Here is a 12,132-nt window from a genome sequence, read left to right as displayed (position 1 = left end):
AAAACTTATATTTAACAAGATTAAATATTAATAAATGAAAATTGAAATGTCAAAGAGAAAGTTTTACTTTTTTTCTGGTGATCCCTTCCTTCTCCACACAAAAAACCTTTCAGCCCTTATGCTGAAAGGTTTTTTTGAATGTTCTCTTTAAGAAAGAACTTCTTCCTGCTGAAAAAATTTTTTTAATGCGAGAAAAACGTCTGATTTTTGCTTCAAAATATAATGCTTAAATTTCTCATCCTGAATATGTTTATATGCTGACATTAACGTAGAATGCCGATTATATTGATTCACTTCACCATAACAAAATAAATTGGCTTTTTTCATAATTTCAGAAACGAGCTTCACGCACCGTGCATTATCAGAGGTCAAATTGTCACCATCAGAAAAATGGAAAGGATAAATATTATATCGTGACGGAGGATATCGTTCGTCTATGAGCTCTAGTGCCTTTCGATAGACAGAAGAACAAATGGTTCCCCCGCTCTCTCCCCGAGAAAAGAAGTGCTCCTCGTCTACGACCTTCGCCTCTGTATGGTGAGCAATGAATTCGATCTCGACTGTCTCATACTTTGTCCGCAAGAAACGTGTCATCCAAAAGAAAAAGCTTCTCGCCATATATTTTTCCCAAAGCCCCATACTTCCGCTCGTATCCATCATCGCTAGGACAACCGCTTTTGATTCTGGTTTGGTGACTTCATTCCACGTCTTATACTTAATATCCTCTGGATAAATAGGATAAAAGGAAGGGCTTCCTGTCATGGCATTTCGTTTAAATGCTGACAGCATGGTTCGTTTTTTATGGATATTACCGGTTAACCCCGTTTTGCGAATATCATTAAACTCAATTTCCTCGACAACGATATCATCAAGTTCCTTTTGTTTAAGATTTGGTAGCTCCAGCTCACGAAATAGCGCTTCCTCTAAATCCATTAATGAGACTTCTGCTTCGTAATAATCATCACCGGCTTGATCTCCAGCACCTTGACCTTTTCCCTGCCCTTGCTTACTGTCAGATCCATCCCGAGCGACCACATCGCCAACCTGGCTGTCTCCATCCCCCTGACCTACATGCTTATTCTTATCATAGTTGTACCGAATTTTATATTCATCTAAAGAACGGATTGGAATTTTGACCACATCTTTGCCATTAGACATAATAATGCTTTCCTCTGTGACAAGATCCGGCAAATTGTTTTTAATCGCCTCTTTGACTTTTTTCTGATGACGCTGCTGGTCATCAAAGCCTTTTCGATGGAGGGACCAGTCTTCCTGAGACACAATAAACTGACTTTTTTCTTGCCGGGACATCCATCCCCCTCCTCACCTTTTTGCACAATTCTTGTACCCATCGATTCCATTATCGTATGCTGGCCGTCGTCGAAATGACGATGATTTTTAAAAAAGACATTACTGGTGCTGGTTTGCGCCAATAATGCCTCCTTCATTTATTAACGATTCAGAAGACTGCCTACATATTTTAAGAGTTCATTTGCACTTGTAGAATTATAGCCATGCTCATCAATCAATCGCGCCACTACTTCATTGACCTTTTTCAACTGCTGCTCATCCGGCGTTTTTGTCGATGTCGTAATTTTCACGACATCTTTCAAATCGGCAAAGAGCTTCTTCTGAATGGCTTCTCGTAACCTCTCATGAGAATTATAATCAAAGCGTTTGCCCTTTCTCGCATAAGCTGAAATCCGAATAAGGATTTCTTCTCTGAATGCCTTTTTGGCGTTTTCAGAAATGCCGATCTGTTCCTCAATTGAACGCATGAGCTTTTCATCAGGATTCATTTCTTCACCTGTTAACGGATCACGCAGTTTGTTTTTATTGCAGTACGCCTCGACATTATCTAAGTAATTATCCATGAGAGTTTTCGCAGACTCCTCATAGGAATACACAAATGCCTTTTGAACTTCCTTCTTCGCCATATCGTCATACTCTTTTCGTGCGACAGAAATAAAATTCAAATAACGTTCCCGATCTTCACTTGAGATCGATGGATGCTGATCGAGTCCTTCTTTTAAGGAACGGAGGACATCCAGTGCATTGATGGATTCCATGTTCTTTCGAATAATAGTGGATGAAATGCGGTTAATGACATATCTCGGGTCAATTCCGCTCATTCCTTCGTCATGAAATTCCTTTTTCATCTCATCAATATCAACAGATTGGAAACCTTCGACACTTTCGCCATCATACAGTCGCATTTTTTTCACCAAATCGATATCAGACCGCTTCGGCTCTTTCAGCCTTGTCAAAATAGAGAACATCGCAGCTACCTTTAGCGTGTGCGGTGCAATATGAACATCTGAGACATCACTTTCTGAAATCATCTTATGATAAATGCGTTCTTCCTCTGTCACCTTTAAATTATAAGGGATCGGCATCACAATAATTCTTGAGTGTAAAGCCTCGTTCTTTTTATTTGAAATAAATGACCGATACTCCGTTTCATTCGTATGTGCAACAATCAATTCATCCGCACTAATCAACGCAAAACGCCCCGCCTTAAAATTTCCCTCCTGCGTTAATGAAAGAAGATGCCATAGAAATTTCTCATCACACTTTAACATCTCCTGAAATTCCATCATTCCACGGTTCGCTTTATTGAGCTCTCCATCAAACCGGTACGCACGCGGGTCTGACTCTGAACCAAATTCAGCAATCGTTGAAAAATCAATACTTCCTGTTAAGTCAGCAATGTCCTGAGATTTAGGATCCGACGGACTGAAAGTACCAATGCCGGTCCGTTTGTCCTCTGAGAAAAAGATTCGTTCCACTCTCACATCCTCAATGCGGCCACCATATTCCTCTTCCAGCCTCATCAAGTTCAAAGGTGATAAATTCCCCTGCACACGTATGCCGTATTCTCTATAGAAATCCTCCCGCAGATTTTGCGGAATGAGATGAAGCGGATCTTCATGCATTGGGCAGCCTTTAATCGCATAGACTGCGCCATGATCTGTTAGTGAATACTCTTCCAGCCCTCTTTTCAGCCTTGTGACAAGCGTCGATTTCCCGCCGCTGACTGGCCCCATTAACAATAAAATACGCTTTCTGACATCTAAACGTTTAGCCGCAGGGTGAAAATACTCTTCCACTAGCCTTTCCAATGATTCCTCTAATCCAAAAAGCTCCTGATCAAAAAATTTGTAGGTTCTGACCCCATTCTCCTCTTCAATCCCGCTGTCCTTAATCATATGATAAACGCGAGAATGAGCAGATTGAGCGACAAGTGGATTTTCTTTAATAATATCTAAATATTCGCTGAAGGTGCCTTCCCATTTCAGTCGCTGCTCTTCTTCTCTGTGCTGTTCAATTTTCTTTAAAATATCCATATGAACCTCCTCTTTCAAGATTGAAGCTAGAAATCAGATACTGTTTTACAATCTATGCGGAGGCGTCCTATTACATGCTTTCGTTCTTCAAAATGACGAATTGGCAAACTGAATTGACAACCATCCGCAAGACCCTTCATAATAAAGGAAAAACAGGAGAAAAATGATCTTCATCTCCTGCTTTTCAAGGCGAACTTCGCAACATATGAAACCGGCAGCAAAGGAACAAAGGGATAAGGGGGAGCTTATATGAGAACGGTCATTATGATGGGCGTCATCATTACGTTTTTAGTATCCATTTTCACAGCTGGCTACGAAGGCAAGCCTGGCAAATGAAAAAAAGGATGTTCCATCAGCGGAACATCCTTTTTCATTTCGTTCATATTTTCAGCACTTACATATTCACTGAAAGCGAGATGGGATCTCGGCTTTTATCATGTTCTTATATCAAATCTCGGTATTGTTGCTGGCGAAGCGCCTCATACACAAGAATCGCTGCCGTATTCGATAGATTCAGTGAACGAACATGCTCTGTCATTGGTAAACGTAGACAGCGATCCATATTCCGTTCAATCAAATCTTTTGGCAATCCACTCGTCTCTCTGCCAAATACAAAGAAGTAGTCTTCATCTAGCTGCGAGTAATCGAACGTTGTATGCGGCTTTTGCCCAAACTTTGTGATATAGAAAAATTGCCCCTTCGGATGAGCCTCAAACAATTCATCTAATGAATCATGATAGACGACATTGGCATATTTCCAATAATCGAGTCCTGCACGCTTCAGCATTTTATCATCTGTCGAAAAACCAAGCGGACGAATCAGATGAAGTGTTGTATTTGTTGCTGCACATGTTCGCGCAATATTTCCAGTATTAGCTGGAATTTCTGGTTGATATAAAACGACATGAAGTCCCAAAAAAGTTCACCTCTAATTTTCTTTTCCGCTCAACATTATACCATTAACTATCCTTTGGAGCATCGTCCAAAATGTGAAAAAACGTATAACGAATACTAGGTGTATAAGCCGTTGAATCTTCATACGACCAGTAACGCATACGGCTGTCATACGTTTGTGCATTCACTAGAGGCATTCCGCCTTTATCATGATCAACGACAATGGTTGTATGATTATACCTACCGTCACCCTCAAAATCGTAGCAAATCACATCACCTATTTGAAGCTCTTGCGGCTCCTTGAGCTTCTTCGCTCTCAACCCCGCTTTGGAATTCGCTAAATAATTTTTCATCGAATGTGCCACCGTCCAGCTGTAGCTCCATGTATGTGGACGAACCCACCAGCCAGATCCACGGTTCGGATATCCTCTCGTTGGCGCATTCCCTGCTTTTAGACATTGTGAAATAAAATTCGTACAGTTATCTTCGAAATTTTTATAGGCTGGATTCCGTTTATTCCAATACGTCTCAGCATATTGAACAGCTGCACGCCGGTCATAGTGAAAAGCTCTTCCAAATTGGTCTTCATTTTGGAAGCGCTCATCCACCTGATCTTCCTTTTGTCGTTCTTCTAACATCATCCGATCTTTCACAAGCATGTCGTTATAAAGAAACGCTTCTCTTTTCTCAACCTGTTCCTCTAAATAAAAAGAATCGTCTATATCCTTACAGACATAAGTGAGGTGAGCGAGATATTGTACTTGCTGAGCTCCATCATCTTGAATAGCTGAATCGAGAAGTTTTGCTTTTGCTTTCGCCTTGACAATCTCAACTTGTCTTCTTGCAAACAGCTCTTTCTTTCGCTCCACAGCATCCACATCAGACATCAGCTGCGGCTGTTTGATCGTACTGCCATTTAATAAATATGCCAGTCTGTCTTCTAACGTTTGTTCTAATAATTGTTTCACACAGACACCACCAAACTTTTTTTAACATCTCTGTTTGGTTCATTCTATGTTCAATGGGAGGTTATTTAGTATTTAAAGGTGTTTGTAACAATTCAATCCCTTTGATGATCTCTTGTTTTGCTTCTTCATCACTTTCCCGTTCAAGGGCTTTTTCGAGTTCTGAAAGCTGCTGACCATCGCCAATTTTACCGATTGCCCAAGCAGCCGTGCCTCGAATGACCGGTCTTGGATCTTTATGCATCAGGTCAACCAAATCTGGCAAAGCAGATGTATCTTTAAAGTGAGCAAGTGCCAAAATGGCATTCCGCTGAATAGGCTTTTTCCCTCGCCATGATCCAGAAACATGACCATACTTCTCTTTAAACTCACGATTGCTGATTGTCAGCAGTGGCTTTAAGAGCGGCTTTGCAATTTCAGGGTCCGGCTCCATTTCAGGATGTAGATGAAAGTCTTTCCCTTTATTAATTGGGCAGACCGTTTGGCACGTATCACATCCATACAACCGATTCCCTATTTTCGAGCGAAATTCGTCAGGTAAAAACCCTTTTGTCTGTGTTAAAAACGAAATACACCTTTGAGAATTGAGCTGGCCTGGATTCACAAGAGCACCCGTTGGGCATGAATCCACACATTTATTACAAGTTCCGCACTGGTCTTCTATTTTCTCATCCGGTTCAAATGGAACATTTGTAATCATCTCAGCCAAATAGACATAAGATCCGAACTCTGGTGTGATAATCATACAGTTCTTTGCGCTAAAGCCAATGCCAGCACGTTCAGCTACAGCACGGTCAGACAATTCACCTGTGTCCACCATTGATTTTGTCCGTATATCTTCGTGTTTACTGCGCAAAAATTCTTCAAGCATGTCGAGCTTTTTTTTCAGCACAACATGATAATCAGTTCCCCATGAAGCCCTGCAAAAAATCCCTCTTCTTGCATCCTTTGTACTTCGGGGAGCATCTTTCATTTTGGAAGGGTATGCGAGCGCAATGGCGACAATTGATTTTGCTTTTGGAAGCAGCAAAGCAGGATTTGTTCGTTTTTCGATATCAGGTTCTTCAAAACCGGACAAATACCCTAACGATTCATGTAAGATGAGGCGGTCCTTTAATGAATCAAATGTATCAGCACTTGCAAATCGAATTTTATCGACACCAATTTCGTTCGCATATTGAATTAATTCTTCTTTTAATTGTCCAACATGAATCACCTTGCAAACCTCCTTTCTTTGTTTCTTCAGTTGTTTTCAGTATAATACGAGTGTATCATGACCGATTGGAGTGAGTCACTGTGAAGATACAACTGGAAATCTCCCAACCTCAAAGCCCGTCTATCCATGTTGGACAGATTGAATATTCACATATTGAGATAGGGAAATCCCCTCAAATGTTAAAAGGCCGACTGCGCCTGTTTCAAGAATCTTTGTTTTTTGAATATGAAGATCAAACTTTGGAAGAAGTACCAGCGATCAAAGAATGGACGAATCTTCTAGAAGGTATCCCCTTTCTTCCGCTTCTTGCTGATATTCAAAAAGAACAATTTATTAACTCGACCAATTCCGTACAGGATTTGTCGATATTTTTCTCACTAAAATATTTCTTGCCTATCCTCACATTAGATGCCGATCAATTGAAAGGGCCTCTTTCATTATCCAAAAATGAAACTGGTCATATTGAATGGCAGGATGGCGCAGAGCTTAAAGGGTTATTTTCTCAAGCAAGTAAAGCTCAAATTTCTCAAGACACAAAAAACATTCTTCAAATCATTCTCTTCCCACCATCTATTTCCCGGGAAAAGAGTGAGGCACTTATACAATCCTTGACGAAGATGTTTATACAAATACATGGTGGAGAAAGCAAATATGAACTCATTGAAAAAGCACTGTAGGTCACAGTGCTTTTTACATTATACTGACATAATAAAAAACGCAACACTTCGTTTATCTATGAAACGAAATACTGCGTTATAAACAAAATTATGTATTGGAGCGGGTGATGAGAATCGAACTCACGACATCAGCTTGGAAGGCTGAGGTTTTACCACTAAACTACACCCGCATCAATCTTTTAAAGACAACGTCATTGCGTTGACCTTTATTATGTTACAACTTTCTTAACAATTCGTCAAGAGAATATGAAGATTTTCCGTCAAAAAATTTCATATTCTCCATATATATTACGATAGTTATTTGTCTAGCTGGATATAAAATAAGTAGGCATGTGACTTATTCTTCAGCGCTTGCTTAGGATTTTTCTCAATCTCTTCAAGCATCGGTGAATTTCCGTCTTTCCCCATTGCCGCTGTATACGCAATCAGTGCCTTTCCTCCAGAAGTTACTTTGACAGTATCAGATTGTGCAGAAAAAACATAATCACTTACTTTGAATGGAAAGCTTGCTGTTGCTTTTGTCATTCCCTCATTCTTGTTATCTGACCACATACTAAATTGTGATTCATATGTATCTTTCTCATGCCTTAATTGTAAAAGTACATTCATCGTTTGGTCGGTACCATCCTGATGTAACGTAAAAGTCGAAGAAGATGCCTCTTTATTAACTAGCCGGCCATTTTTGTAGTGGCTCCCGATAAAAGTAATACTCTTATCATTCTTCGTTAATCCTTTAAGTGTAAGAGCTACTATTTCATTCGTCGTTGATGCCTCTAGTAAGTTTTTTTCTTTCTTTGTCAATTTCATTTTTTCAATAGTTACTTGGTTTTTAGAGTCAGACTCTGTTTCTATTTTAGAGACCGTTTTCTCTGTCGTTGTTGTTTCTGCAGCCTTCTCGCCGCATCCTGCTAATAGAAAAACAGTCAATAAAAGAATGCTCCATTTCTTAATCATTGATATCCCCTTTTATACATTTATTTTTTATTATACTAAAATTTGGTTTAATATACAAAAAAGATTAGGAGTATTCTCCTAATCTTTCGCTTTTTTCTGTTTCATGGCTGATAGGAATGCCACAATGAAAAAACTGACAGCAAAAATGACAACCATATAAATAAAAAAGTTTGGTTTGATTTGGAACGTAAATGCAGACGAACCTTCCATCTCAAAAGCAAGACTGTTAAATAATAATTCATTATTTGTTTTTGATTGAAATAAGTGATAGAACAGAACACCAATGGTCAGCATCGGAAAACCTAAGAAACCTAGGAAACTACCAACAATTGCACCTTGTTTCATTGCCTGAACGTTCATGATCGTTGTCCTCCCATTCCACCAAGCAATAACTGCTTCATAATAGACTTACCATCCCCCATAAACGGAAGAAGGTAGAGCAATTGAATAAAATACGTGATTGAAAAAATGAAAAACCCTGTCGAAATTGGATTTTCTTTTAGAAATAAAACAGTCACAATGATTCCGGCTGCGCCAATGAGCCCCGGCAAAAGCGGACCAAGCAGTGTAATCCACACCTGTTTTTTCTGAAACGGATCTAAAACAGGCCTCACAAATTTCACAGACATCATATCGCTCGCAAAAAAGCCTTGAGGGCCATCCCGGCCGGCGAACTTCCGATGTGCATACCCATGCGCCGCCTCATGCAAGGCAGTTCCAGTAATTAATCCGAAATAAATAATCGTAAAATAAATCGCAATGGCTGCAATCGATGGATCAGGAATAAATAAAAAGGCGATTCCCGCCATGATCATAAAAAGCACCCAGAAAAAGATGATTTTGCGTGTCACCATCAGCAGAGCCGTACCCAATATGTGAAGAAATGAATGACCCGTGCAGTCAAACCGCTCTTTCATTTTTACTTGATACTGCTTAAAAAATTGACAGAAGGCTGTGACAGTCCGATATGGCGATTGATAATGAATCGACAGCAAGTGATGCTGATTCAACCCCATCATCAATTGATAAAAATCGCGGGCAATCACAGACTCATCGACCTGAAACAAATCGGCGAGCTCTGCCGTAATACTCGCCTCTGTCCTTTGACCATCCACTTTTGTTAACATATGATATGCACTTTCGTTAATTGGAAGTGAGCTTCCGTACTGCGTATCAGTCAAATGCCTTTTTTGTAAAGTCACATATGGCGCAAGTGCCGGCACCCGCTCAATCTTTAGCTTATTGTTAAGAAGTTGAATCATGTGAATACCTCCATGAAAAACCTTTATATATGGCAAAGATGAGCAGACATTCAAATCCTGCCACAAGTAGCCACTGAAGCATTTGACTCGATTCCCCTATCACATAGTTTCCAATAAATACAATCGGAATCATGATTAAAATAAGCGCTCCAAACGAGAAAATACCTGTGTAAGGATTATTTCGATCAAGGGGTAATAAAATACCTACCACATAAAAGAGAGCCGTTGCATTACACAAGACAGCAGCGCCAATCAACACGATCCAGATCTGGTCCGGGAGCGTCAGTGTTGTGATCATAAATAAAACAATTTGGATCACACCAACGAGCAAAAGTCCGAGGAACTTATAAAGAGCCACTTCCCACGGCCTTAGACCAAACGTTTTATACATCCCAAGCATACGTTTGTCATTGCCAAATGAATTAAAAGCTGTTAACCCAGCTAGCGCACATAAGACAAAAAAAGCTTCTCCTTCAAAGCGGAAGGCAAACTGATAACGGACAAATAAAATGACAATAAGGAGGATGAGAAAGTTTAAAATATTTTCTTCATTTCTCACTTGTGACTTTATTTCCTTTACAATGAGTGACCACTTTTTCGAAGATGAAAATGGCAGTTTGTGCAGAAAGGTTAACGCTTTTTTCTCAGCCATAATTGGCATTAAAGCAAGAGAAATAAATGCGCCTCCCGCAGATAATAAGATGAAGAGGATCAACATCGCATAATTCACCCCGTCAGGAGACATCCCTTGTGCCGCTAAGAAAAACGGCGCTGTAAAATACATCAAATGATAATCAAACTGTACATATGATTGCTGTATTTGATTGATGTCGAAATGTGTCATTCCATACGCTACAACTAGCGCTAATAAAACAAATATCGCTGCAAATTTTTGCAACGGTAATTTTAATTTTAGCACGAGTAAATAAGTCACGTTGTAAATGAGCTGAAGCAGTGTTAAGACAAAGAGCGATTGCAACAGCACCATCAAAAAGAACGTAAGAATAAAGAAAAGACCGATCCCTTGTGCAATAAAATTAGGTAAAAGCAAGATCCCGATGAAAAATAAAACAAGCCCTGTTACAACTGTCACCATCGGAATGAAGTAACCAAGACTTTTTTGAAAGGTAGACAGCGGAAACCAGCTGAGCTGCATAGAAAAACGGTCTTGTTCAGGTGTTCTGACTTTGATCAGCACAAATAACAAGCTTGTAAAAATGGATGCATTGATTGCCATCGACACAACCAACAACCCAAGTGAACGTTCATCTCCATTTAAGAAAGCCTTCATAAAGACACCCGTAAAACTGTATCCGATGATGGCTCCCATTGTGACTGCAAACAAAAAGAATAAGACCACAATGATTCGCTTCGTTTGAGTATCAAAGAGCTTATACATCTCCTGCTGCCACATTTTAAGCATCATTTTAGAAATGATTAATGATTTCATCAAAATGTGCACCCCTATCACTTAACATTGAAGCTTTCAGAAACACCTGTTCCAATGTGCTTGATTGATACTTTTCTTTTAAGGCTGAAACCGTCCCTTCATCCATTTTATTTCCTTTAGAAATAATGGCGATCTTGTGGCACAGCTCTTCCGCTGAAAGCATATCATGCGTTGAAAGCAAGATTGCACCATGGTGCTCGGCATAACGTTTCATTAGTTTCTTTGTGTTTATAACCGCTTCAATATCAAGTCCTCTAAAGGGCTCATCCATGATCACTAATTGACTCTCAAGCATAAAGGCAGCAATCAGCTGTGTCTTTTTTTTCATTCCATGGGAATAGGTTTCAATCGGTCTTGATAAAGCTGATTCCATATCAAACAATTCAATTAGTTGATTTCTTCTTTGAATTGTTTTACATTCATACATAGAAGAAACAAAATCTAAATATTCAGCACCAGTCAATGCTTCAGGGAGCAGCAGATCATCTGGAACATAGGCGACTTGTTTTTTAAAGGAAGGATCATCATTTGTGACATCCTTGATATGAATGGTTCCTTCTGTATGCTTAATGATGCCGAGTACACAGTTAATCATCGTTGTTTTACCGGATCCATTTGGTCCAGCCACAGCAACGATTTGATGAGGGGCAATTTTCAAATGAAAATCATTGACAGCAGTCACGTTATTTTTATACGTCTTGGTTAAATTCTCGATCGTAAACATATAACCTCCAAGTGTCTGCATATTCTTTAAAAACAGATCAGGCTAAACCGCCCGCCACAGACGGTTTAGCCTTGGTGTCTTATCTAAGAAGTAAAAAGATGAATCCTAAGTATAGCTACTTACATTCAATTTGGACTTTTAAGCCACTTTCCCACTGAACGGCTCCTGTAAAGCTACCCTTGCCGTTTGCTAAACACCAAACTGCTGCTCCTAGAACAACTGTTGCTCCCAATCCAAGAAGGACAGCAACAAATACTAAGAACCAAGCTTGGTCCATAATAGCAGGTTCCATAGTGGAATAGTCAACTTGCGGCGCTGCATAAGTCATACTTTTCACCTCCCAGCTTATGATGATCGTATCATAGGCGTCACACTCCAAACATCAACAGAAGATCCCATTTTTGACCGAACATATTTTCGTGTAAAATGTGACTTTTTATTCAATTATTCATGTTCAATTGTATAAATTCTCCCTTTTTTACTATTTTTCACCACAACATAAGAACCACAAAACCCATATATTGGCAATAAATCCATCTTTTTTCTGCCTTTTTTCAAATAGTTCATTTTCATCATCTCTTCTATTTAATCTTTCATTTTTTTGAGATAGAAAGAATTCCCCCGATATATCAGATATAAAAGT

Annotated in this window: 12 protein-coding genes and 1 tRNA gene; 1 reads left to right on the top strand and 12 read right to left on the bottom strand. The window is 39.5% G+C overall.

Annotated elements, in window-relative coordinates; translation table 11 throughout:
• Positions 1-147 precede the first annotated feature (147 nt).
• The 5 genes from yhbH to queG all read right to left on the bottom strand — a co-directional run bounded on the left by yhbH (position 148) and on the right by queG (position 6,419).
• Entirely contained in the window at positions 148-1,311 is a 1,164-nt protein-coding gene (gene yhbH, locus MHB38_RS04560) for a sporulation protein YhbH (protein ID WP_007497035.1), read from the bottom strand.
• A 140-nt stretch (positions 1,312-1,451) separates the two neighbouring features.
• Positions 1,452-3,347, bottom strand: a complete 1,896-nt coding sequence (locus MHB38_RS04555) for a PrkA family serine protein kinase (RefSeq protein ID WP_017360374.1) — start codon at positions 3,345-3,347, stop codon at positions 1,452-1,454.
• Positions 3,348-3,789: 442 nt separating this feature from the next.
• Complete coding sequence (gene trmL / locus MHB38_RS04550) at positions 3,790-4,263, bottom strand: tRNA (uridine(34)/cytosine(34)/5-carboxymethylaminomethyluridine(34)-2'-O)-methyltransferase TrmL (RefSeq protein WP_003211950.1); 474 nt, start codon at positions 4,261-4,263, stop codon at positions 3,790-3,792.
• Between the two features lie 43 nt (positions 4,264-4,306).
• Positions 4,307-5,209 carry an amidase domain-containing protein gene (locus MHB38_RS04545; RefSeq protein ID WP_008349082.1) on the bottom strand — a complete coding sequence of 301 codons (903 nt, stop codon included), beginning with the start codon at positions 5,207-5,209 and terminating at the stop codon, positions 4,307-4,309.
• 61 nt (positions 5,210-5,270) lie between these two features.
• Positions 5,271-6,419: a tRNA epoxyqueuosine(34) reductase QueG gene (gene queG / locus MHB38_RS04540; RefSeq protein WP_026050065.1), complete on the bottom strand. Its 1,149-nt coding sequence runs from the start codon at positions 6,417-6,419 to the stop codon at positions 5,271-5,273.
• 83 nt (positions 6,420-6,502) lie between these two features.
• On the opposite strand from queG, the gene MHB38_RS04535 reads away from it, so the two are divergent.
• Positions 6,503-7,099, top strand: a complete 597-nt coding sequence (locus MHB38_RS04535) for a hypothetical protein (protein ID WP_017366901.1) — start codon at positions 6,503-6,505, stop codon at positions 7,097-7,099.
• A gap of 96 nt (positions 7,100-7,195) precedes the next feature.
• Here MHB38_RS04535 and MHB38_RS04530 read toward each other — a convergent pair.
• The 7 genes from MHB38_RS04530 to MHB38_RS04500 form a co-directional block, all read right to left on the bottom strand.
• Positions 7,196-7,269: transfer RNA gene (locus MHB38_RS04530), tRNA-Gly, on the bottom strand.
• Positions 7,270-7,396: 127 nt separating this feature from the next.
• Positions 7,397-8,053: a hypothetical protein gene (locus tag MHB38_RS04525; protein ID WP_081114732.1), complete on the bottom strand. Its 657-nt coding sequence runs from the start codon at positions 8,051-8,053 to the stop codon at positions 7,397-7,399.
• 78 nt (positions 8,054-8,131) lie between these two features.
• Positions 8,132-8,413: a hypothetical protein gene (locus MHB38_RS04520; protein ID WP_035392600.1), complete on the bottom strand. Its 282-nt coding sequence runs from the start codon at positions 8,411-8,413 to the stop codon at positions 8,132-8,134.
• Entirely contained in the window at positions 8,410-9,315 is a 906-nt protein-coding gene (locus tag MHB38_RS04515; RefSeq protein WP_008349091.1) for a PqqD family protein, read from the bottom strand. Before MHB38_RS04515 ends, MHB38_RS04520 begins: the two co-directional genes overlap by 4 nt.
• Positions 9,299-10,765, bottom strand: a complete 1,467-nt coding sequence (locus MHB38_RS04510; RefSeq protein ID WP_202734615.1) for a hypothetical protein — start codon at positions 10,763-10,765, stop codon at positions 9,299-9,301. Before MHB38_RS04510 ends, MHB38_RS04515 begins: the two co-directional genes overlap by 17 nt.
• Positions 10,743-11,489: an ABC transporter ATP-binding protein gene (locus tag MHB38_RS04505; protein ID WP_008349096.1), complete on the bottom strand. Its 747-nt coding sequence runs from the start codon at positions 11,487-11,489 to the stop codon at positions 10,743-10,745. Before MHB38_RS04505 ends, MHB38_RS04510 begins: the two co-directional genes overlap by 23 nt.
• 115 nt (positions 11,490-11,604) lie before the next feature.
• Positions 11,605-11,817, bottom strand: a complete 213-nt coding sequence (locus MHB38_RS04500; RefSeq protein ID WP_003211695.1) for a hypothetical protein — start codon at positions 11,815-11,817, stop codon at positions 11,605-11,607.
• Positions 11,818-12,132 lie beyond the last annotated feature (315 nt).

Origin of the sequence: Bacillus sp. FSL K6-3176 (assembly GCF_038003325.1) — a bacterium.
Lineage (GTDB): Bacteria > Bacillota > Bacilli > Bacillales > Bacillaceae > Bacillus > Bacillus altitudinis.
The sequence above is the reverse complement of the archived record's forward strand: the minus strand, read 5'-3'. Positions and strand labels throughout refer to the sequence as shown.